Annotated in this window: 13 protein-coding genes and 1 pseudogene; 6 read left to right on the top strand and 8 right to left on the bottom strand. The window is 71.5% G+C overall.

Annotated elements, in window-relative coordinates:
• Nucleotides 1–325: 325 nt before the first annotated feature.
• The 3 genes from ACZ49J_RS24635 to ACZ49J_RS24645 all read right to left on the bottom strand — a co-directional run bounded on the left by ACZ49J_RS24635 (nt 326) and on the right by ACZ49J_RS24645 (nt 4423).
• Nucleotides 326–2416 (bottom strand): PTS fructose transporter subunit IIABC, encoded by a 2091-nt coding sequence (locus tag ACZ49J_RS24635; RefSeq protein ID WP_467457330.1) that lies wholly within the window; start codon nt 2414–2416, stop codon nt 326–328.
• A 301-nt stretch (nt 2417–2717) separates the two neighbouring features.
• Nucleotides 2718–3665: a 1-phosphofructokinase gene (gene pfkB, locus ACZ49J_RS24640; RefSeq protein WP_467457328.1), complete on the bottom strand. Its 948-nt coding sequence runs from the start codon at nt 3663–3665 to the stop codon at nt 2718–2720.
• On the bottom strand, nt 3662–4423 hold the full coding sequence (locus ACZ49J_RS24645; RefSeq protein ID WP_467457327.1) for a DeoR/GlpR family DNA-binding transcription regulator: 762 nt from the start codon (nt 4421–4423) through the stop codon (nt 3662–3664). The genes pfkB and ACZ49J_RS24645 overlap by 4 nt, the downstream gene beginning before the upstream one ends.
• 226 nt (nt 4424–4649) lie before the next feature.
• Here ACZ49J_RS24645 and ACZ49J_RS24650 point away from each other — a divergent pair, with 226 nt between their 5' ends.
• Nucleotides 4650–5624: a helix-turn-helix transcriptional regulator gene (locus ACZ49J_RS24650; RefSeq protein WP_467457326.1), complete on the top strand. Its 975-nt coding sequence runs from the start codon at nt 4650–4652 to the stop codon at nt 5622–5624.
• Between the two features lie 560 nt (nt 5625–6184).
• Here ACZ49J_RS24650 and ACZ49J_RS24655 read toward each other — a convergent pair.
• From ACZ49J_RS24655 to ACZ49J_RS24665, 3 genes are all read right to left on the bottom strand, one after another.
• Entirely contained in the window at nt 6185–7183 is a 999-nt protein-coding gene (locus ACZ49J_RS24655) for a sigma-70 family RNA polymerase sigma factor (RefSeq protein WP_467457325.1), read from the bottom strand.
• Nucleotides 7184–7681: 498 nt separating this feature from the next.
• Nucleotides 7682–11722, bottom strand: a complete 4041-nt coding sequence (locus tag ACZ49J_RS24660; RefSeq protein WP_467457324.1) for a wHTH domain-containing protein — start codon at nt 11720–11722, stop codon at nt 7682–7684.
• Between the two features lie 90 nt (nt 11723–11812).
• On the bottom strand, nt 11813–12613 hold the full coding sequence (locus tag ACZ49J_RS24665) for a dioxygenase family protein (RefSeq protein ID WP_467457322.1): 801 nt from the start codon (nt 12611–12613) through the stop codon (nt 11813–11815).
• 205 nt (nt 12614–12818) lie between these two features.
• Here ACZ49J_RS24665 and ACZ49J_RS24670 point away from each other — a divergent pair, with 205 nt between their 5' ends.
• On the top strand, nt 12819–13322 hold the full coding sequence (locus ACZ49J_RS24670; protein ID WP_467457321.1) for a MarR family winged helix-turn-helix transcriptional regulator: 504 nt from the start codon (nt 12819–12821) through the stop codon (nt 13320–13322).
• Nucleotides 13323–13517: 195 nt separating this feature from the next.
• On the opposite strand, the gene ACZ49J_RS24675 is transcribed toward ACZ49J_RS24670, so the two are convergent.
• On the bottom strand, nt 13518–15056 hold the full coding sequence (locus ACZ49J_RS24675) for an MFS transporter (RefSeq protein ID WP_467457318.1): 1539 nt from the start codon (nt 15054–15056) through the stop codon (nt 13518–13520).
• Between the two features lie 343 nt (nt 15057–15399).
• Nucleotides 15400–16044 carry a TetR/AcrR family transcriptional regulator gene (locus tag ACZ49J_RS24680; protein ID WP_467457317.1) on the bottom strand — a complete coding sequence of 215 codons (645 nt, stop codon included), beginning with the start codon at nt 16042–16044 and terminating at the stop codon, nt 15400–15402.
• 849 nt (nt 16045–16893) lie between these two features.
• Between ACZ49J_RS24680 and ACZ49J_RS24685 the strand changes: the two genes are divergently transcribed.
• The 4 genes and pseudogenes from ACZ49J_RS24685 to ACZ49J_RS24700 all read left to right on the top strand — a co-directional run.
• Nucleotides 16894–17973 carry a M6 family metalloprotease domain-containing protein gene (locus tag ACZ49J_RS24685; protein ID WP_467457315.1) on the top strand — a complete coding sequence of 360 codons (1080 nt, stop codon included), beginning with the start codon at nt 16894–16896 and terminating at the stop codon, nt 17971–17973.
• A 38-nt stretch (nt 17974–18011) separates the two neighbouring features.
• Nucleotides 18012–19835 carry an IclR family transcriptional regulator domain-containing protein gene (locus ACZ49J_RS24690; protein WP_467457313.1) on the top strand — a complete coding sequence of 608 codons (1824 nt, stop codon included), beginning with the start codon at nt 18012–18014 and terminating at the stop codon, nt 19833–19835.
• Between the two features lie 524 nt (nt 19836–20359).
• Complete coding sequence (locus tag ACZ49J_RS24695; RefSeq protein WP_467457311.1) at nt 20360–21775, top strand: non-reducing end alpha-L-arabinofuranosidase family hydrolase; 1416 nt, start codon at nt 20360–20362, stop codon at nt 21773–21775.
• An 88-nt stretch (nt 21776–21863) separates the two neighbouring features.
• Nucleotides 21864–22038: pseudogene (locus tag ACZ49J_RS24700) on the top strand (alpha-galactosidase); the annotation flags it as partial.

Raw genomic sequence — 22038 nt, forward strand, 5'->3', positions numbered from 1 at the left:
CGGGCCTTTTGCCCGGACCGTGACGCATCTCGCAGGTGCCGCGAACAACGCACCACGGAGGTAAACCCGCCAAATGCGCACCATGCGCGGCGGTCGGGCGGACCGCGCGCGAGGCGGGCGCGCCGGGGGGGTCTCCGGGCCATGCGCGGTGGCCGCAGCCCCCTGTCCAACGGGCTGCGGCCACCGATGGGCGATGGGGTGTCGTGTCGCACGGGTCGCGTGCCGCACACGCCATCGGCCGTTGTGCGGGCCGGTCGGGGGTTCGGCCGCGACCGGCCACCATGGTCAGCGGTTCTCGCCGTGACCGGTCCTCAGTGTCGTCGGCTCACGCCGCGACCGGCTGCTTGGCATCCGTCCGGGCGGCCGGGGCCTCTTCCGCGACCGTGCCCGGCTGGGTCTTCCGCATGCCCTTCAGGACGATGACCAGGCCGGCCGTGACCGCTGTACCGATGGCGATGGCCAGCAGGTACAGGAACGGCTTGCCGATCAGGAACGTGACCCAGATGCCGCCGTGCGGGGCGCGCAGGGTCGAGCCGAAGGCCATGGTCAGCGCGCCGGTGACCGCGCCGCCCGCCATGGAGGCCGGGATGACCCGCAGCGGGTCGGCGGCGGCGAACGGGATCGCGCCCTCGGAGATGAAGGAGGCTCCGAGGACCCAGGCCGCCTTGCCGTTCTCGCGCTCGGCGGTGGTGAACAGCTTCTTGCGGACCGTGGTGGCCAGCGCCATGCCCAGGGGCGGGACCATACCGGCGGCCATCACGGCGGCCATGATCTTCATCGCGGAGTCGCTCGGGTCCTGGACGGCGATGCCGCCCGTGGCGAAGGCGTAGGCGACCTTGTTGACGGGGCCGCCCAGGTCGAAGCACATCATCAGGCCGAGCAGGATGCCGAGGAGGACGGCGTTGGTCCCCGAGAGGCCGCTCAGCCAGTCGGTCATGGCCTTCTGGGCCTCGGCGATGGGCTTGCCGACGACGACGAACATCAGGAAGCCGACGATGATCGAGGAGACCAGCGGGATCACGACCACCGGCATGATGCCGCGCAGGACCGGCGGGATCTTGATCCGCTGGATGGCGAGGACGACCGCGCCCGCCAGCAGACCGGCGACCAGACCGCCGAGGAAACCGGCGGCGATGTTGGAGGCGATCATGCCGCCGACGAAGCCGGGGACGAGACCCGGGCGGTCCGCCATGCCGAAGGCGATGTAACCGGCGAGGACGGGGATCAGGAAGCCGAATGCGACGCCGCCGATCTGGAACAGCAGGGCGGCCCAGCTGTCCAGCTGCCCCCAGACGAAGTGGTCGGTGACCGGCTTGGCCTCGTTGATCTGGTAGCCGCCGATCGCGAAGCCAAGGGCGATCAGCAGACCGCCCGCCGCGACGAACGGGACCATGTAACTCACGCCGGTCATCAGCCACTTGCGGAGCTTGGTGCCGTAGCCGTCGCCGGGCTCGCCCGCGCGCTCGACCGGAGTGGAGCCGGGCCCCGCCGCGGTGGTGATCTCACCGCGCTCGGCCTTGCCGCGGACCTCGGCGATCAGCTCGGCGGGCCGGTTGATGGCCGCCTTCACGCCGGTGTCCACGGTGGGCTTGCCCGCGAACCGCTCCTTCTCCCGCACGGGGACGTCGTGCGCGAAGATCACGCCGTCGGCGGCGGCGATGACGGCCGGGTCGAGCCGGCTGAAGCCGGCCGAGCCCTGCGTCTCGACGACGACCTCGACGCCGTCGGTGTCGCGGCCGGCGTTCTCCAGCGACTCGGCGGCCATGTAGGTGTGCGCGATGCCGGTGGGGCAGGAGGTGACGGCGACGATCCGGAACGGGCGGGCCTCCGCGTCGTCCCCGGCGGTCGTCCCCGTGCCCGTTTCCCCGTCGTCGGTGCTGCCCGCGGCGGCGCCGGCGGAGGCCGTTCCGGCCGGCGCCGCCGCGGAGTCTTCGGTGTCCTGGGCTGGTTCCTGGGTGTCCGCGGCGTCCGCGGCGTCCTCGCCCCGGATGAGGGCGGCGGCCCGCTCCGCGTCGTCCACGGACCGCAGCGCGGAGGTGAACTCTGCGTTCATCAGCTGGCGGGCGAGGGACGACAGGATGGTGAGGTGGGCGTCGTCCGCGCCGGCCGGGGCGGCGATCAGGAAGATCAGGTCGGCGGGCCCGTCGGCCGCGCCGAAGTCGATACCGGCCGCGGTGCGCCCGAAGGCCAGAGTCGGCTCCGTGACGTGCTCGCTGCGGCAGTGCGGGATGCCGATGCCGCCGTCGAGGCCGGTCGGCATCTGTGCCTCGCGGGCGGCCACGTCGGCGAGGAAGCCGTCGAGGTCGGTCACCCGGCCCTTGGCCACCATGCGCTCGGCGAGGGCACGCGCCGCCGCTTCCTTGGTGTCGGCGGACAGGTCGAGGTCGACCAGGTCCGCGGTGATCATCTCGCTCATCGCGGGCTCCTTCGCACGCGTATCGCCCGGGGGGAGTCGTGGGCGGGGCTGGGGACGGGGATGCAGTGGGGGGTGGCGGTGGGGACTGCGGGGACGGCGGTGGCCGCGGTGCTGGTGGCTAAGGGGATGCCGCCACCGCTCGGTGCCGCCGGGAGCGGGAGGAGGTCGGTCCACGGAAGGACCGTCCGGGGAAAGACCGCCCGGGGAAAGACCGTCCGGGGAAAGACCGTCCGTGGACGGAGGGCTGTCAGCGGGACGAGGCCTGTCAGGGGGAGGATGCCGGCCGGCGGAAGGAGGATCGTCATGACACCGGCTCCCTCAGCGCCCGGTCCACGGGAACGTCCGCCGTCACCGTCACCGCGGCCGGATCCAGGTCCCCGGGCGTCGGCATCACGCTGCCGGGGAGCTGGACGGCGGCCGCGCCGTGGGCCACCGCCGAGGCGAGGGCCTCGGGGCCGTCACCGCCGGCGATCAGGAAGCCGGCCAGGGAGGAGTCGCCGGCGCCGACGTTGCTGCGTACGACGTCCACGCGGGCGCTGCCGAACCAGGTGCCCGAGGCCCCCACGAGCACCTGACCGTCCGCGCCGAGGCTGGCGAGCACGGCACCCGCGCCCATCTCCCTCAGCTCCTCGGCGGCCTTGACCGCGTCGCCGACCGTCGCGAGGGGGCGGCCGACGGCCTCGGCGAGCTCCTCGGCGTTGGGCTTCACGACGTCCGGGCGCTCACGCAGGGCGGCCAGCAGTGCCGGCCCGGAGGTGTCGAGGGCGATCCGGGTGCCCGCCGCGTGGACGCGCGCGACCAGGGCGGCGTACCAGGACGGGGCGAGCCCGCGCGGGAGGCTGCCGCAGCAGGCGATCCAGGAGGCGTCCGTGGACTGCGCGCGCACGGTCTCCAGGAGCAGCTCCTCCTCGGCCGCCGAGAGTTCGGGGCCGGGTGCGTTGATCTTCGTCAGGACGCCGTCGGCTTCCGCGAGCGCGATGTTGGACCGTGTGGCACCGGCGACCGGGACCCGCGCGACCTCGATGCCCTGCGCGTCGAGCAGGTCCGCGACCAGTGCGCCCGGGGCGCCGCCGAGCGGCAGGACGGCCACGGTGCGCTGCCCGGCGGCGGCGACCGCACGCGAGACGTTGACGCCCTTGCCGCCGGGGTCCATGCGTTCGCCGGTGGCCCGGATGACCTCGCCGCGGTCGAGGGAGGGGACCTCGTAGGTGCGGTCGAGGGACGGGTTCGGGGTGACGGTGAGGATCATGCGCGCACCACTTCCGTGCCGCCGCGCTCGATGGCGGTGGCGTCTTCGGGGCTCAGACCGCTGTCGGTGATCAGCAGGTCCACGTCGTCGAGGGCGCCGAAACGGGCGAAGTGCTCCTGGCCGTACTTGGAGGAGTCGGCTAGCAGCACCACACGACGGGCGGCGGCGACGGCCGCGCGTTTCACCGCGGCCTCGGCGAGGTCGGGGGTGGTCAGTCCGTGCCCGGCGGAGAAGCCGTTCGCCGCGACGAACAGCACGTCCGCGCGGATCTCGCCGTACGCCCTGAGGGCCCAGGCGTCCACGGCCGCGCGCGTACGGTGCCGGACGCGGCCGCCGACCAGGTGGAGCTGGATGCCGGGGTGGTCGGCCAGGCGGGCCGCGATGGGCAGGCTGTGGGTGACGGCGGTGAGCGTGGTCTCCAGCGGGATGGCGGCGGCGAGCCGGGCGATCGTCGTGCCCGCGTCGAGGATCACCGTGCCGTCGCTCGGCAGCTCGGCGAGCGCGGCATGGGCGATACGGTCCTTCTCGTCGGTGGCGGTCTCCTCGCGCTCGGCGAGGTCGGGCTCGAAGTCCAGCCGGCCGGCGGGGATCGCGCCGCCGTGCACGCGGCGTACGAGGCCCGCCCGGTCCAGGGCCTTCAGGTCACGCCGGATCGTCTCCGCCGTGACCTGGAACTCCTCCGCCAGCGAGACCACGTCCACCCGGCCGCCGTCACGGGCAAGCCGGAGAATCTCCTGCTGCCGCTCCGGTGCGTACATGTCCGTTCGCCTCCGACTTCCTGCCCGGTGATGCCCGAACTTGTGGTTTCGCAGGGAGGCTACGCCTGGATTTCGAGAAAGTAAACAGGTTCGGGCACACGTCAGACATAAACGGGCATCCACCGGTGACGGGTCCGCACGGGGGGCAACTCGCGGGGCGGACCCGCCGGCACGCAGTCGCCCGCCAGGCCGGACGCTGTCCTGGATCTACGGCATCCTCGCACTCATGACCACCGACACTCCGGCCCGGCTGCTCCAGCTCCTCTCCCTCCTCCAGACCCCCCGGGAATGGCCGGGCGGGGAGCTCGCCGACCGGCTGGGCGTCTCACGCCGCACCGTGCGGCGGGACATCGACCGGCTGCGTGAGCTCGGCTATCCGGTACAGGCGACCAAGGGGGCCGACGGTGGTTACCGGCTGGTGGCCGGGAAGGCCATGCCCCCGCTGGTCCTGGACGACGAGGAGGCGGTCGCGATCGCGGTCGGGCTGCGCGCCGGGGCGGGGCACGCCGTCGAGGGCGTGGACGAGGCCTCGGTACGGGCGCTCGCGAAGCTGGAGCAGGTGCTGCCGTCGCGCCTGCGCCATCGCGTGTCCACCTTGCAGGCCGCGACCACTCCCCTGGCCAGTGGGGACGGGGCGACCGTGGCGCCCGAGACGCTGACGGTGATGGCCTCGGCGGTGGCCGGGCAGGAGCGGCTGCGGTTCGCGTACCGCTCCGGGGACGGCGCCGAGACGCGGCGTCTGACGGAGCCGTACCGCCTCGTGTCGACCGGCCGGCGCTGGTACCTCGTCGCGTACGACCTGGACCGCGCCGACTGGCGCACCTTCCGCGTGGACCGGGTCAGCGATCCCTTCCCGACGGGCGCCCGGTTCGCGCCCCGCGAGCTGCCCACGGGGAGTGCCGCGGAGTACCTGCGGCGGTCGATGCGCGGACGGCAGGAGACCTACCCGCTCGACGTGACCTTCGCGGCGCCCGCCGCGTCCGTCGCGACGCGGCTGCCGGGGTGGCTGGGCCCGCCCGAGCCGGTCGACGAGCACAGCTGCCGGCTGCGGACCACCGCGGACGGCTCCCTGGAGTGGCTGGCCGTGCGGCTGGCGCTGCTCGGCTGCGAGTTCACGGTGCGGGATCCGCCGGAACTGGCCGCGTGCGTACGGGAGCTGGGTGCGCGGCTGACACGGGCGGCGGGCGACACGGCACCGTGAGCGGGGACGACTGGGCGGGGACGACCGAGCGGAGACGTCTGAGCGGAGACGTCTGAGCCGGGACGACACCGTACGCGGCGCGAGAGGTGGAGCCGGGCTCCGGCGCAAGGGGGGAGGCGCCGAAGCCCGGCTCGGGGAGAGTCCCGGCGCCGGGGGGGGATTGCGTCGGGACGTGGCTTCTGGATACCGCTCGGGGCGTGAACCCGCGGGCGGTGCGTACTGGTCTGGTCGTTGAGCCGGGTGCGGACTACGTAGTACGGGTGCGGAGTGGCGCACACTTCTTGCACGGGCTTCGTACCGGCTCAGCCTCCGGTCCCGGGCCCTGCGGCTCCGGGCCTGGTGGTTTTCCCGGGCCCGGAAGTCTTGTGCCCGCGGACCCCGGTGTTGAAGCGGCGGAACACAGCCAAGTCGCTGTCCTCCCCACACCGGTGTTCGTACGGGCACCCGCGACCGCACACGCACCACGCCGGAGCCCGGCCTGTCACGCTCGGCCGCGTGAAGCCCGGCCGCGTGAAGCACCACGGCGCGCGACGCCGAGCGGGGCGTCGCGCACCGTGGCGTCACGCGGCCGCGTCGAACCCTGTGTCGCGCGCCAGCTTCTTCAGCTCCAGCAGCGCGTGCTTCTCGATCTGGCGGATCCGCTCGCGGGTGAGGCCGTGCTCCTTGCCGACCTCGGTGAGCGTGCGCTCGCGGCCGTCCTCGATGCCGTACCGCATCTTGATGATGGAGGCCGTGCGCTGGTCGAGGCGCCCGATGAGCTCGTCGAGGCCTTCGCTGCGCAGCAGAGTGAGCACCGACTGCTCCGGCGAGACCGCGGAGGTGTCCTCCAGCAGGTCGCCGAACTGGGTCTCGCCCTCGTCGTCCACTGACATGTTGAGCGAGACCGGGTCGCGCGCCCAGTCCAGCACGTCCGAGACGCGCTCGGCGGTGGAGCCGAGCTCCTTGGCGATCTCGGCGGGCTCCGGGTCGCGGCCGTGCTCGCGGTTGAACTCGCGCTGCACGCGCCGTACGCGGCCCAGCTCCTCCACCAGGTGGACGGGCAGCCGGATGGTCCGCGACTGGTCCGCTATGGACCGGGTGATGGCCTGACGGATCCACCACGTGGCGTACGTCGAGAACTTGAAGCCCTTGCGGTAGTCGAACTTCTCGACCGCGCGCACCAGGCCGGCGTTGCCCTCCTGGATCAGGTCCAGCAGGGGCAGGCCGCTGCGCGGGTAGCGCCGGGCGACGGCCACGACCAGCCGGAGGTTCGAGCGGATGAAGATGTCCTTCGCGCGCTCGCCCTCGGCGACCAGGGCCTCGAGCTCCTCACGGGTGGCATCCGCCTTGGCTTCCTCCTCACCGTCGAGGATCTGCCGCGCGAACACACCCGCCTCGATGATCTGGGACAGCTCCACTTCCTTGGCGGCGTCCAGCAGCGGCGTACGCGCGATCTCGTCGAGGTACATGCCGACCAGGTCGCGGTCGGCGATCTCGCCGCCCGAGGCGCGAACGCTGAGTGCCGCGTCGTCTCCGCCGAGGGCGGACGTACGACGGGCGGCGACGGCACGGGTTGCCATGCGTGCTCCCTTGCGATGGTGGGCTAGCGGATGGTCCTGTGACGCTGGAGACACCCTCCCGGGTGCCCGGCATCCGAAGGAAACAACGACTGGAATCAGGACAGAATTCCCAACCCGCACCTCAATTTTTCTGATCATGCAGTACCCTGTCCGGCCACGAGGAGTGAACGGCCGTCGTCAGAGCGTACGGCGGTGCAGGTCAGGCTGGTCGGCGAGGCCGGATTCGAGGCTTCGCCGGCGCCTGGGACCCCTCCGTACGTGAGACGCCCATCACCTTCGATTCCGCCGTCTTCACGGGGAAGAGCGCTGCCCCCGGTTCGCTCTCCCACCTGGAAGACGGCCCGCACCGTCCGAAGGTTGCCAACGAATGGCACTCACAGGCAGTTCCTGACCACGCGACCAGCGGCGACAGCGGCAGTTCCTCGCCGCGCGACCAGCGCTGGTTCCCGGCCGCGCGGACCAGCGGCAGCACCCGGCCGCCGGCACCGGCGGCAGTTCTCACGCGCCTGGCGTACGCCCCGTCCGTGGCGGCCTCCCGGGCTCCTGAGCCCGGGGAATCCTGGCCATCGCGGCGCGGATGGTGTCCGTGACCTCGGGGACGTCCAGTCCCAGGCGGCGGAGGCGGGCGGCGGCTTCGGGGACGGTGATGCCGAGTCTCCTCGAGGCGGCGCAGAGGTGGCTCAGAGGAACGGGATCCTCGGGCTGCATCCAGGGGGACGCGCTGTCCAGGTCCCGGCTGAGCAGCATCAGGTCGTCGGCCAGGTCATCCGGATCGAGGTGATCGTGGCGGGGGGCCCGCAGCCCGTAGGACTCCAGGCGGGCCGCGATCTCCCCGACGGACCTTCTCAGCTCGCGGGCGGTGCCCAGCAGAGCCGCCATGGAGACGCTCCTGTCACCCACCTTGCGGTCGGCCCAGAGCATGAGATCGCGGCTGAGCAGCAGGGCGTCGTCGAGCTCGTCCGGTTCCCGGGGACAGTCCAGCGGGACGGCCACCCCGCGCGCGCGGAACCGGTCCACCGCCGTGGCGAGGGACCACCCCACTTCATCGGCAGCGGCCCACAGGTCGTGCATCAGGAGCCTGTCGAGCAGGCTCGGCGAGAACTCCTCCAGCCCGAGGGCGTCAAGGAAATCCCGTTCCGCCTGGGAGAGTTCGGCGGGCGGCGCGGTCCGTGGGCGCAGTCCGTAGGCGCACAGCGCGGCGATCACCTCGTCCGTCTCCTGGCCGGATGCCTGCGCGGCCGCCCGCAGACGCTTTGGAGGCATCTCCTTGCCGCGCCTCAGCCAAGGGGGCTCGCCGTCGAGCCGGGCGCTGAGCAGGAGGAGGTCCTCGGGGCGCGACCGTTCGGGCAGGTCGGGGACCGTCAGGCCGTACCCCTTCAGTGTCCTGCACACCTCCGCGACGGGGAGGCCGGTGCGGGCCGAGGCCCAGAGCACGTGTCCCGGAGGAACCTCCTCCCCGGGGGTGTACCAGTGGCCCTCCCCCTCTCCGTCCATGCTCAGCAGGAGGAGGTCGGTCCTCGTCGGGCGGTCCGGAAGGCCGGCGGCCAGAGAGACGTCGAAACCGTAGGGGGCCATGCGTTGGGCGGTCTCCCCGATGCCGAGGCCGTGTCTCACATAGGCGTCGAGGAAGTGCTCCAGCGGAACCGGGGCATCGGTGGAGAGCCAGGCCAACGTGCCGTGCGTTCCTGAGAACCCCCCGGCCCTCCTGAGGAGAGAGAGATCGAGCGGATCAGGATCGTCGTCGCGATAGTGGTCGAGAGCCGTCACGTCGGCGCCCAGGGCAGTGGCGCGGAGGGCGACCCGGTGCGGGGTCATCCCTGTCCGTGCCGCGATCCACAGCACGAAACCGGGCTTCGACCAGTCCTCTGCGCTCAGCCACTCCCCGTACGGTGCGAGCACGGCCGCGTCCGACGGCAGGGCGGGGAGGAGAGGTCCCACCGCGCGCAGTTCCGGGACGAGGTCGACGAGCTGTTGCGCCTGCCCGTGCGCGAGGAGCCGCCACAGCAGTACGTGGTCCGGCGCGCCTCTGGAGTAACGGTCTCCCGCGCCCGTGGCCCAGCCGGTGATCTCCGAGTCCCAGGGGAAGACCCCCACCTCGGCCGGCCTGAAGGACTTGCCCTCCCGCAGTTCCAGCTCCAGGCCGGTCTCCATGAGCGCCTCGGTGACGAGGTCGGCGACCTTCGGGTTGGCCTCGGCCACGGAGGAGATCCACGCGGCGGTGACCTGCTCGTCCGTCGACGTGACGAGTTCGCGCGCCGCCGTGCGCAGCAGCCGCTCCACGTCTTCGGACACATCGTCGAGGATCTGCAGACGGTCGACGGACAGCTTCGGCACGAGGTCCCCGGTGAGGTTCACCAAGGCCCCCCGCAGCAGATGCCCGCCCGAGCCCGCGGAACGGCGCGCGATCCCGTGGGAGTCCGCCAGCACACCTCGCCGCTGCTCGGGCCGGGTCAGGATGCCGTCGACCAGCACGGCACCGCCGAACTGGCACCAGACCACCGCTGGGGCCACGGCCCCTTCGGGAACCGGGCCGGGCACCTGCCAGCCCGAGGCCGTGAGGCTGTCCGAGCGGTCACCGCCGATTCCGGGCTTCAGCCGGTAGGCCCCCGCCTCCCACCGCGCCGCGCGCACCCCGTGCTCGACCTCGACATCGGCGTCGGACACCGCGAGCAGCCGCACCAGCTCCGTCACACAGGACGGCGCGTCCTTCCGCAGGTACAGCCGCACCGTCGTCCCCGGGTGCCGCCGCTCCGTGCTGCGCTCGATCCGGAACAGGTGGTTGGGCCCGTAGATCGCGACCTTGAAGCACGGCTCCGACGTCGCTCCGTCCTCGCCCAGCCGGCGGGTCACGACCTCGATCTCGTCCGCGATCATGAAGTAGCTGAGCACACCGACGCCGAAGCGGCTGACGGGGTAGAGGTTGATGCCCGCGGCCTCCCAGTTCGCCCGTTCGTTGCGTACGTCCGTCAGGTCGGTGAAGCGGGTACCCGCGCGGGCGAAGACGCGGCTGAGCTCGGACTCGCCCATGCCGATGCCGTTGTCCTCGCACAGCAGGTAGGGGCGACCGTCCGGCCCCACCCCCTGCTCGAAGCGGATGTGTCCCTTCCAGTCGTCGTCGGGGCAGCCACCGGGCCTGGTCGCCAGGAAGTCGGTGCGGGCCCTGCGGTAGCGGCAGGCGTCCAGCGCGTTCTGGTAGAGCTCGCGGATCGCCAGACCCGGGCTGCGGTACAGCTGGTCACCCATGAGCAGTTCCTGAACGCGGCGGGCGTCCACGCGGAACTTGCTGTAGCTCTCGAACTTGGGCCGGTCGTTGTCGTCCCGCGCCGCCTCGACCCCCTCGGCGGAGGCGCGCAGGGGCAAGGCGCGCAGGGGCGCCAGGAGTTCGTCGCCGCGGGCCGCACGGTGGATGTCGTAGAGCAGGACGTCGATCTGCTCCACGTGCCGCCGCAACGCCTCGACGACGGCCTCGTGATGGCAGTCCGCGGCTTGCAGCACCATGGGTCCGGTGTCGGTGTGCCAGGCAGCTCCCGCCACCGTCTCGTGCAGTTCGGCGAGGTCGACGCGGTACGGGATGCCCAGGTTCTCGACGAGGTCGTCGGGGAGGGCCGGGATGTCCAGGGCCCTCGCGCGGGCGATGGACAGCAGGAGGGCGAGGCGTCGGACGCGGACCTTCTGGGGGAGGGCGCCGGTTCCCGGTACGGCCGCGGCCGGGTCGATACGGTCCAGGCGCTCCGGCCGGCACATCTCCCCCAGCGGCAGGCGCAGCCCGTACAGCAACTGCCCCGCCCGGCGTTTGTGGAACAGGGCGGTCAGCGAGGCGTCCGGCAACGGAAGCCGCTTGACCAGGTCCGTGTACGCCGTCCAGTGGTCCTCCGTTCCCCGCAGGCCGTGGTCGATCCACTGGTGGAACAGCCACCACCCGATGTCCGACTCCGCGCCCGGGCGTTCGGGCAGGTCCAGCGTGGCCCGGCGGACGAGGCGCTCGTGGCCCCGGTCGAAGAACTTCTCGAAGTCCGCCCGGTCCCCGGCTGCCCGGGTCGAGCGGAGGTTCGCGGGGCCGACGTGGACGCGTGCGGCGGCCGTACGCACCCACAGGGTCTGGGACAGGAACGGGGCGAGGGTCAGGAGCAGCACCTCGGCGGGCTGGAAGTCCCATGCGGCGCCGTCGTCCGCGCACACCAGTTGGCTGATCTGGCCGTGGAAGCGGGTGGCGAAGGGGCGGTCCCACCACGGGTCGCCCGGGTCGCCCGTCAGCTCGCGCTCGGCCTCGTCGTGCAGCGCGGCGAGGCAGGTGACGATGTCGCGGGCCGCCGCCCGCATCGTGCCGGACGGGTCCCCGCCCTCCGGTACGGCCGCCCACAGCGGGGAGTCCGCGACCTCGCGTACCCAGGCGTGGTGCGACTGTGCCGGTCCGTCGGCCGGGGCCGCGGGCGCCAGGTAGTTGTTGACCACCAGCGATGCCACGTCCCGCATCTGGAGAGCCGCGCCGTGGACCGTGCTGTCACTGATGCTGTTGTTCGCCCCACCCGGATCTGTCACACCGTCAAGCGTAGGAGCAAGTCCCTTGGCCTCCCAGGGGAAAGCCGACCTCCCCTCCGGGGAAGGTTCAGGGCAGAGGAATCTCGCGGCTCAGCCGAACTGCACCGACCGCTTCGCCAGCCCCATCCAGAAGCCGTCGATCACCGACCTCTGGGCGTCCAGTTCGCCGGAGGCCTCGGCCGCGCCCATCGTGACGAAGAGCGGCGCGAAGTGCTCGGTGCGGGGGTGGGCCAGCAGACCGGAGGGGGACTTGCGGGTGAAGTCGAGGAGCGCGTCCCAGTCACGGGCCTCCAGGGCACGGTGACCCCAGTCGTCGAACTCCACGGACCAGGAGGGGATTCCGCCCTGCCGCAGGGCCGCCAGGTTGTGGGTGAAGAAGCCGGAGCCGACGATCAGCACACCCTCGTCGCGCAGTGGCGCCAGCTTGCGGCCGATCTCCATCAGCCGCACGGGGTCGAGGGTCGGCATCGAGATCTGGAGCACCGGGATGTCGGCCTCGGGGAACATCTCGACCAGGGGCACGTAGGCGCCGTGGTCCAGGCCGCGGTCCGGGATGTCCTGCACCGGCGTGCCGGGGGCGCGCAGCAGCTTGCGTACGGACTCGGCGAGCTCCGGGGCGCCGGGGGCCTCGTACTTCACCTGGTAGTAGTGCTCGGGGAAGCCCCAGAAGTCGTAGACGAGCGGGACGGTCTCCACGGCGCCGAGGGCCAGCGGGGCCTCCTCCCAGTGCGCGGAGACCATCAGGATCGCCTTCGGGCGCGGCAGGTCGGCCGACCAGGCGGCCAGCTCAGCGGGCCAGAACGGGTCGTCGGCGAGGGGCGGCGCGCCGTGGCTCAGATAGAGGGCCGGCATCCGCCTCACGGTGGGGTGATCTTGGGCGACGGCGGACATGCGAGGGCTCCCTCCACAGCGTGCGTGCGGCTCATTCCCGGCCATGCCGGTTCATGCCGGTCATGCCCGGGCGCGCCCGGTGTGAACCGGCATGGCCGGTCTTGGGCGCAAGACTTGAAAATATTCTTGAAATCTAAAGTTCTATGCCGTACAGGTTACGCCTCGTTTGTTCAAATTTCAAGGACGGGACTCGTACAGTAGATACATGGATACGGCACCCGCTGAAGAGCCCCGCTGGCTCACCGACGAGGAACAGCGCACGTGGCGCGCGTATGTCCACGCATCCACCCTGCTGGAGGACCATCTCGACCGACAGTTGCAGCGTGACGCGGGCATGCCACATGTCTACTACCACCTGCTCGTGGTGCTGAGCGAGGCGCCGCGGCGGCGGTTGCGGATGACCGAGATGGCGATGCGCGCCAAGATCACGCGGTCGCGGCTGTCCCACGCGGTGGCCCGGCTGGAGAAGAACGGCTGGGTGCGGCGCGAGGACTGTCCCGACGACAAGCGGGGGCAGTTCGCGGTGCTGACCGAGCAGGGATACGAGGTCCTGGCGCGGAGCGCGCCCGGGCACGTACAGGCCGTGCGTCAGGCGATCTTCGACCGGCTGTCCCCGGAACAGCGCGAGGCTCTCGGCGAGATCATGCAGATCGTGGCCGAGGGGCTGCAGCCGAAGGAGGCGGGCGCGGATCTGCCGTGGTTGCGGTGAGTGCGGTGGGGCGGTTCCCCGTGCGTCCGGAGGGGTGCGCGGCTGCAGCGCCGTCCGGAGGCTGCGGGTTGTCCGTTGGCTGTTCGCGCAGTTCCCCGCTCCCCTGACGGGTGGGCACCCCCGGCGACCGGGCGAGGGCCCGCCCCGGGTGTGCCGGGGCGGACCCTCGAAGTGAAGTGCCCGAAGTGCTCGTGGTCAGTGGGCGACCACGGGGACCATCAGTTCGTCGTCCGCGGTCTCGTTCGTGCCGGAGGGCGAGGTGCCCGGGCGGCCGGCGGTGACGAAGGTGAAGGCGATCGTCGCCGCGAGGGCGAGGATGCCGACCGCGAACCAGATGGCGGTGGTGTAGCCCTGCACCATGCCCTGCAGCTGGACGAGCTGCTGCTGGGACCTGGACGCGGCACCGCCGATGTGGTCCGTGACGTACGCGGTGGTGGCCGACGCGGCGATCGTGTTCAGCAGGGCCGTGCCGATCGCGCCGCCCACCTGCTGCGAGGTGTTGACCATCGCGGAGGCGACACCCGCGTCACGCGGCTCGACGCCCTGCGTGGCCAGGGACATCGCCGGCATGAACGCCGTACCCATCCCCAGGCCGAGCAGCACCTGGGCCGGGAGCAGCAGCGCGGCGTACGACGAGTCGATCTCCATCTGGGTCAGCAGCAGCATGCCCACCGCGGCCACCAGGAAGCCGGGTGCCATCAGCGCGCGCGGCGGGACCCGCATCATCAGCCGGGTGCCGATCTGCGTGGAACCCACGATCATGCCCGCGATCATCGGCAGGAACGCGAAGCCGGTCTTGACCGGCGAGTACCCCTTCACGATCTGCAGGTAGTAGGTGAGGAAGAGGAACAGGCCGAACATCGCGATGATCGCCAGGCCGAGCGAGAGGTAGACGCCACCGCGGTTGCGCTCGGTGACCACGCGCAGCGGCAGCAGCGGGGCCTTGACCTTGGACTCGACCAGGACGAAGGCCAGCAGCAGGACGGCCGACGCGACGAACACGCCGATCGTCAGCGAGTCGCCCCAGCCGTCGGACTCGGCACGGGTGAAGCCGTAGACGAGGCCCACCAGACCGAGGGTGGACAGGACCACACCCGGGATGTCCAGCGCCGAACGGTTGCGGCTGCCCTCGGGCTCACGGATGACGAGGTACGCGCCGGCCGCGGCGACGACCGCGAACGGGATGTTCACGAAGAACGTCCAGCGCCAATCCAGGTACTCGGTGAGGAAGCCGCCGAGGATCAGACCGACGGCGCCGCCGCCACCGGCGATCGCACCGTAGATGCCGAACGCCTTGGCGCGTTCCTTGGCGTCCGTGAACATCACGGCCAGGAGGGAGAGCGCGGCGGGGGCGAGCAGCGCGCCGAAGACACCCTGGAGGGCACGGGCGCCGAACATCATCGCCTCGTTGGTGGCGGCGCCACCGAGCGCGGACGCCGCGGCGAAGCCGATCAGTCCGACGACGAAGGCCCGCTTGCGGCCCCAGAGGTCGGCTATGCGGCCACCGAAGAGGAGAAGACCGCCGAAGGCGAGAGCGTAGGCCGTGACGACCCACTGCCGGTTGCCGTCCGAGATGCCCAGGTCCTGCTGGGCGGACGGCAGCGCGATGTTCACGATGGTCGCGTCGAGGACGACCATCAGCTGGGCGAGCGCGATGAAGACGAGGGCTTTCCAGCGGCCCGCGTCGGGGGCCGGTGCCGGCTTCGCGCCGGCGGCCTGGGCTGTTTCAGACATGGGGATACCCACTTCGGGACTTCGTAACGGAAATTCGGGCTTCGTAGCGAAAAAGGGTGTGCTGACGGGTGTGCTGACGGGTGTGCTGAAGGACGGCGCGTCGGGACTGACCTCGTCGTCAGCGACGGCCGCGAGGTGGTGGTGCGGGGGGCTCGGAAAGGGTGCCGGGGTCAGGACCTGTCCGTCAGGCCCGGTAGGTCCGGAACCTCGAACGTCGATCAGATCCGGTCGGTCAGAAGTGCTGGTCAGAACCGGCCGGTCAGAAGCGCTGGTTGGAACCGGTCGATCAGGAACGGTTGGTGAAGGCAGATCGGTGCGGACAGGTCGGTCGGGGCTCGTCTCGTCAGGTCTGCCGAAGGTCCTCCATGGTCGCCGGGGTCCCCGGCAGTTCGGAGCGTGCCGGAGCCCGCAGTCCGTCCACGAACAGCTGCAGATGGCGATGGACGAAACGGTCGGCGCTCAGGCACGCCGCGCCGGCCGGAGGCCTGCTGAGCTGGGCGACCGCGACCATCAGGTCACCGACGCCCACGTCCGCGCGGAGCTGCCCGGCCGCCCGGGCGCGCTCCATGAGTGCCTCGACCAACCGCTCGACCCGCTCACGCGCGGCCTCGAGATCCGGGTGGTTCTTGTCGAAGCCGGCGGACATCATCGGGCACAGCGCGCTGATCCGCTCCTCGGCGGAGACGTGCACGAAGCGGGAGAGCGCCTCGAAGGCGTCACCCGTCTCGGTGAGCGCGAGCTCGGCCGCCCGGGCCGTACGGTCGATGACCGAGCAGACGACCTCGCGTACCAGTGCATGCCGGTCGGGGAAGTTGCGGTACACCGTGGCATTGCCGACGCCTGCCCGGCGGGCGATCTCGTCCAGCGGCACCTCGGGGCCGTCCTCGACGAACATCTCCCGGGCGGCGGTGACGATCCGCTCCCGGTTGCGCAGGGCGTCGGCCCGCGGGCGGGACACCTTGCGCTCTGCGGGGATGGCGGTCTGCACGGCGTACTCCTTGGTGAGGTTCCTGTGAGTCCCGTCGATCCGGGGAGCACCTCCCCGTTTCGCTCGGACACATGACTAAACGGGGAAGCAGTCCCCGGATATTTCAGCCGCGGCCACGAATTCCATGTGACCCCCATCACACCTCTTCCGCCCGGAAATCACGCGACCGGCCTCTTCCAACGCGCGTTCGCGCCGCCCACGACACAGGGTGATCGGAAGGGTGCAGCCCGAGACGGCGGCTGCCGTGGAGCGAAAGGTCCCTGCATGCAGCCGACCAGCCGCTGGACACGCTCCGCCCTTCGGCGCCCGGGCCGCCGCACGCCCGCCGGTCGCACGCCCGTTGGCACGCCCGCCAGTGGCACGCCCATTGGCACGTCCGCCGGTGGCACGCCCGCCGGTCGCACGCCCGTTGGTCGCACGCCCGTTGGCACGCCTGCCGGTCGCACGCCCGCCGATCGCATACGCGCCGGTCGCATACGCACCGGTCACCAACACGCCAGTCGCCTCCGCCTTCGTCGCAGGCCCTCCGAGCGCACACGCCCGGGTCTCACACGCCCGGGCCTCACACGGCTGTTGCTCACACGCCCATGCCTCACACGCCTGCTGCGTACACGCTCGTCGGGCCGCACACGCCCGGGCCGTATACGCCCGCCGCGGGTACGCCGGAACGGCATACGCCCGCGTCGCCTCGCCGCGCTCGCCTCCGTCACCGCGCTCACGCTCGCCGTCAGCAGCTCCGCGGGCACCGGGCATCTGGGGCCGGACCCCACGACAGCCGCCGGCTCCGCGGCACTGGGCCGCCGCACGGCGCTCGCCCCCTGCAGGATCAGTGGCCCGCCCGAGGTACAGATGTCGGAGGGCATACCGACCGGGCCCGGCTACTCCCGGTCCACCGGCACCATCCGCGCCCTCAATCTGATGATCGATTTCTCGGACGCCCCCGGCGAGGGCAGTGCCCTGGAGCGTCTCGCGGAGTTCGCACCGCAGACCCGGGCATGGTTCGCCACCAGTTCGTACGGCAGGCTCGACTACCGTCCGGAGGCCCCGATCCGCGACTGGCTGCGCATGCCGAAGTCGTTCGAGGAGTACGGCATAGAGCGCGGCGCCCCCTTCGACCCGGACTACCGCAGGCTGGTCGAGGACCTCGTGGCCGAGGCCGACCCGATCGTGGACTTCCGCCAGTACGACCTGTTGAACGTACTGGTCACCCCCAACGCGGGCCCCTCCGCCCTCGACACCGTCCTGTCGGTGACCTTCGCGGGCAACCGTGAGGCGCCCGTCGCCGACGGCGTCCCGGTCGCCAACGCGTCGTTCGTCTACAGCCGCCAGGACGACGGCTCCGGCAGTTACTCCGAGACCGGTTACCGCGTGCTCCCCCACGAGAACGGCCACGCCTTCGGGCTGCCCGACCTCTACACCCAGGACGGCGGCGGCGCGGTCGGGCACTGGGACATCATGAGTGAGGACTGGGGCGTCGACAACGACCTGCTCGGCTGGCACAAGTGGAAGCTGGGCTGGCTGGACGACGCGCAGGTGAGCTGTGCGACCACGCCGGGCACCGTCGAGTACACGCTCACCCCGCTGCCCCGGCGCGGCGGCGCCAAGCTGGTCTTCGTGCCCCTGAACGCCCGTACCGGGTACGCGCTCGAACTCAGGGTGCGCGGGGGCAACGACGCCTCCGTGTGCCGCCCCGGCATCCTCATCTACAAGGTCGACGCGACCGTCGACACGGGGAACGGCCCGGTGCGGGTGTACGACTCCCGGCGCGACAGCGGCGGCTGCGCCCACAGCCCCAACGTGCACGCGGAGCTCTCCGACGCGACCTTCGTTCCCGGTGAGTCCTTCCGCGATCCACGCTCCGGGGTCACGATCAGGATCGTGGCGACCGCCCCTGAGGGGAACCACCGGGTGCGGGTGACGCGGCAGTAGGGCCACGGCTCCCCGGGGACCCGCATTACGGTGACCCCATGTTCCCGAACGTCCCGAGCGCACGCCCGGACTCCGAGGCACCCACCGAGGCGGTCGCTCCCCCGGAAGCGGTGGCTCCCCCGAACGTGGTCGCTCCCCCCGAAGCGGCGGCTCCCCCGGAAGCGGTCACTCCCCTCATACGGGGGATCACCGTGCTGCTGCGGCTCACCGAGGCGGGCGGTGTGTCGAGTCTCAGCGGGCTGGAGAAGGCCACGGGGCTGGCGCGTTCCACGGTCGACCGCATCACGTCGACGCTGGCCCGCCGGGGGTACGTACGGCTGGACGGCCGGGACGCCGTGCTCGCCCCCCGCCTGATGGAGCTGGGCAACGCCTACCTGGCCGCCCTGCGGCTGCCGGCGCTGCTGGACGCCCACGCGGACGCGCTGGCCGACGAACTGGACGAGTCGGTGTCGCTGGCGGTCGCGGACAGGGACGGCATCCGCTTCATCCACCAGGCCACCCGGCGCCGCGCGATGTCCCTCAGCTTCCGCATCGGCGACCTCCTCCCCGCCGAACGCACCGCGCCGGGCTCCCTGTTCGCCACCGAGTGGGACGAACCGGAATGGAAACGGTGGCGGGCCCGGCGCGAGGCCGACCCCGAGGGACGCGGCTTCCCCGCCGTGCCGCCGCGGGCCGGCGCGTACGACGCGTTCGAGGAGCGGGTGGCGTCGGCGGCGGCCCGGGGATGGGCGCTGGACGACCAGTTGATCGAGCCGGGGCTGGTGGCGGTGTCGGTACCGGTCCGGGACCTGGGCGGGGGCGGGGGCGCGGGAGGGCGCGCCGGAGGACGTGCGGGTGCCGGCGTACCGGCCGGTGCTGGAGTACCCGCCGGTGCCGGAGGGCCTGCCGGTGCTCAGCGTGCTCACGTGCCTGCGGGTGCCGGCGCAGGCCATATCGGCCGTATCGCATGTGTGGCCAGCGTGGTCAGCCACACCAGCCGGCACACGGCCGAGTCACTGCGGGAGGTGCTGCTGCCACGCCTGCGGGCGACCGTGGACGTGATGGAGCGGGTGCTGCGCGATACTCCGCCCCCGGCCGGCAGGCCGGTCGCGCCGTCCGGGCTGGCCGCGTGGACCGGCGCCTCGAAGCAGGAACTGGGCCGGGAGTTCGTCGAGTCGCTGGCCCGCGGGCTGACCGTGATCACGTCGTTCGGCGAGGGCCGGGCGGAGCTGACGCTGACGGATGTCGCCCAGGCCACGGGGCTCGCCCGGGCCACGGCCCGGCGTGCGCTTATCACGCTGGAGCACCTCGGGTACGTGGAGTCGTACGGCCGTGTCTTCCGGCTCACGCCGAGGGTGCTGGGACTGGGCTTCCCGCCGCTGTCGAGGCTGCCGCTGTCCGAGATCGCGGCGCCGCACCTGACCGCTCTCTCCGCCCGGCTGCACGACTCGGCGTCCCTCGCGGTCCTCGTCGGCGACGAGATCCAGTACGTCGCCCGAGCGGCCACGACACGCATCCTGAGCGCCCATGTCACGGTGGGCGCGCGGCTTCCGGCGTCCGCCACGTCGCTGGGCCGCGTGATGCTGGCCGACCTTCCGCAGCGCCCCGCCGACGACCTGACAGCGGCCCTGGACCGCGTACGGCGCGACGGATACGCCCTGGTGGACGGCGAGCTGGAGGAGGGCCTGCGCTCGGTCGCCGTTCCGGTGCGGGAGCGCGGGGGCCGGGTGGTGGCAGCCGTGAACGTCGCCATGCACAGCAGCCGCCGTACGGCTCAGGAGTGCGTACGCGAGGTCCTGCCGGAACTCCGCGAAACAGTCACCCGCATCGAGGCGGACCTCCATGTCGCGGGCCGCTTCAGCCGGGTACAGCCGACCGGCTGACGACGAACGGGCGAGGAGCACGCCGCAAGCCGCCCGCACCCGACGGACCCGCCCCCGGTGCCGTCGACGAGCGCGGAGAGGGCAACAACCGTGTCCCCGAGCAGTTCCTGAGCGATCGTCAGGCATTGCGCAGACCGCCCCTTTGCGGAACAACCCATGTTTGCCCTGGCCGCCAGGATGCCGACCGCACGCTCAACTCGGAGTTGAGTGGAATTTGCGTCGCAAGGCTAGACACGAGCGACGTTCGTACCTGTTAATCCATCCCATGTACCAGTGGAGCGGACCACTGGGGGCCGAGAGGCCCACGGACCCCGGGCCTCGTTGCCGAGCCGCACAGATGTACGCCGTAATCGGACATCACCTTCCAGTGAAGTAAGCCTTGGCCGTTCTCCATCATCCAAGTCTGCTCGACACTTCGACCCTTGTTCGAAATAACGAACAGCATCGGACCGCAACACCGTGGACAGTCCGGACAGCCACTGACACGGCCGACCGGAACCGCTTACTCAAGGAATGAGGCCCGCATGCCCAGACGCACTTTCAGCCGCAGACATCTGTCCGTGGTACTCGCGGCCCTGGTCGCTTCGGCGGCGACGCTCGTCGCCAACCCGGCTCAGGCGGCCACCAGCGGCGCCTTGCGCGGTGTGGGTTCCGGCCGGTGTCTCGATGTCCCGGGCGCCGTCCAGACCGACGGCACGAACCTGCAGATCTGGGACTGCTGGGGCGGGACCAACCAGCAGTGGACACTGACGGACAACAACCAGCTGACCGTGTACGGCAACAAGTGCCTGGATGTTCCGGGCCACGCCACCGCGCCCGGCACCCGGGTGGTGATCTGGTCCTGCAACGGCGGTGCGAACCAGCAGTGGCGGGTGAACTCCGACGGCACGGTCGTCGGCGTGGAGTCCGGGCTGTGCCTGGCCGTCACGGGCTCCGGTACGGCAAACGGCACGGCGGTGGAGATCTCGACGTGCAACGGCGGCAACAACCAGAAGTGGACCGGCCTGTCCGCACCGCCGAGCGGGACGTGTGCTCTTCCGTCGACCTACCGGTGGACGTCGACGGGTGCGCTGGCACAGCCGTCGAACGGGTGGGCCTCGCTGAAGGACTTCACCACCGTGCCGTACAACGGCAGGCACCTGGTCTACGGGACGAACTGGTCGACGTCGGGGTCGTGGGGCTCGATGGCATTCAGTCCCTTCACGAACTGGTCGGACATGGCGACGGCCACCCAGACCGGCATGAACCAGGACGCGGTGGCGCCCACGCTGTTCTACTTCGCACCCAAGAACATCTGGGTGCTGGCCTACCAGTGGGGTGCCTGGCCCTTCATCTACCGCACGTCGAGCGACCCCACCAACCCCAACGGCTGGTCCGCCCCGCAGCCGCTGTTCACCGGCAGCATCTCCGGCTCCCCCACCGGCCCGATCGACCAGACCCTGATCGCCGACGACCAGAACATGTACCTGTTCTTCGCCGGTGACAACGGCAAGATCTACCGGGCGAGCATGCCGATCGGGAACTTCCCGGGCAGCTTCGGCTCCTCGTACACGACGATCATGAGCGACACGGCGGACAACCTGTTCGAGGCGCCGCAGGTCTACAAGGTCCAGGGCCAGAACCAGTACCTCATGATCGTAGAGGCGAGGGGTGCGAACGGGCGCTACTTCCGCTCGTTCACCGCCACCAGCCTGAACGGTACGTGGACCCCGCGGGCCGCCACCGAGAGCAACCCCTTCGCGGGCAAGGCCAACAGCGGTGCCACCTGGACCAACGACATCAGCCACGGTGACCTGGTCCGCAACAACCCCGACCAGACCATGACCATCGACCCCTGCAACCTGCAGTTCCTCTACCAGGGCAAGGCCCCCAACTCAGAGGTGAACACCCCCTACGAGCGGTGGCCGTACCGGCCGGGCGTCCTCACCCTGCAGCGCTGACCCGCGCACGTGATCACCAACTCGTGACCGTGCCCATCCGGCCCGCCAACGAGTGGCTTCCACTTCGCCTCCCAGGAAGGAACTCCCCATGGTTCCCGGACACAGTCGGCTGCTGCGTCTCCTCGCAGCCACCGCACTGACGCTCACCGCCTGCGTCACCGCCTCCGCCGGCACGACCGCCGAGGCCGCGCCGGGCAGCCCCGCGCTCACCCCACCGATGGGCTGGAACAGCTGGAACAGCTTCGGATGCGGGATCACCGAGG

Source organism: Streptomyces sp. NPDC030840 (assembly GCF_055572015.1).

Coding starts and splice junctions, on each gene's coding strand:
- ACZ49J_RS24650 (WP_467457326.1), top strand. CDS start 4,650: ATGACCACCGACACTCCGGCCCGGCTGCTCCAGCTCCTCTCCCTCCTC.
- ACZ49J_RS24655 (WP_467457325.1), bottom strand. CDS start 7,183: ATGGCAACCCGTGCCGTCGCCGCCCGTCGTACGTCCGCCCTCGGCGGA.
- ACZ49J_RS24690 (WP_467457313.1), top strand. CDS start 18,012: ATGTTCCCGAACGTCCCGAGCGCACGCCCGGACTCCGAGGCACCCACC.
- pfkB (WP_467457328.1), bottom strand. CDS start 3,665: ATGATCCTCACCGTCACCCCGAACCCGTCCCTCGACCGCACCTACGAG.
- ACZ49J_RS24695 (WP_467457311.1), top strand. CDS start 20,360: ATGCCCAGACGCACTTTCAGCCGCAGACATCTGTCCGTGGTACTCGCG.
- ACZ49J_RS24685 (WP_467457315.1), top strand. CDS start 16,894: ATGTCGGAGGGCATACCGACCGGGCCCGGCTACTCCCGGTCCACCGGC.
- ACZ49J_RS24670 (WP_467457321.1), top strand. CDS start 12,819: ATGGATACGGCACCCGCTGAAGAGCCCCGCTGGCTCACCGACGAGGAA.
- ACZ49J_RS24635 (WP_467457330.1), bottom strand. CDS start 2,416: ATGAGCGAGATGATCACCGCGGACCTGGTCGACCTCGACCTGTCCGCC.
- ACZ49J_RS24665 (WP_467457322.1), bottom strand. CDS start 12,613: ATGTCCGCCGTCGCCCAAGATCACCCCACCGTGAGGCGGATGCCGGCC.
- ACZ49J_RS24645 (WP_467457327.1), bottom strand. CDS start 4,423: ATGTACGCACCGGAGCGGCAGCAGGAGATTCTCCGGCTTGCCCGTGAC.
- ACZ49J_RS24675 (WP_467457318.1), bottom strand. CDS start 15,056: ATGTCTGAAACAGCCCAGGCCGCCGGCGCGAAGCCGGCACCGGCCCCC.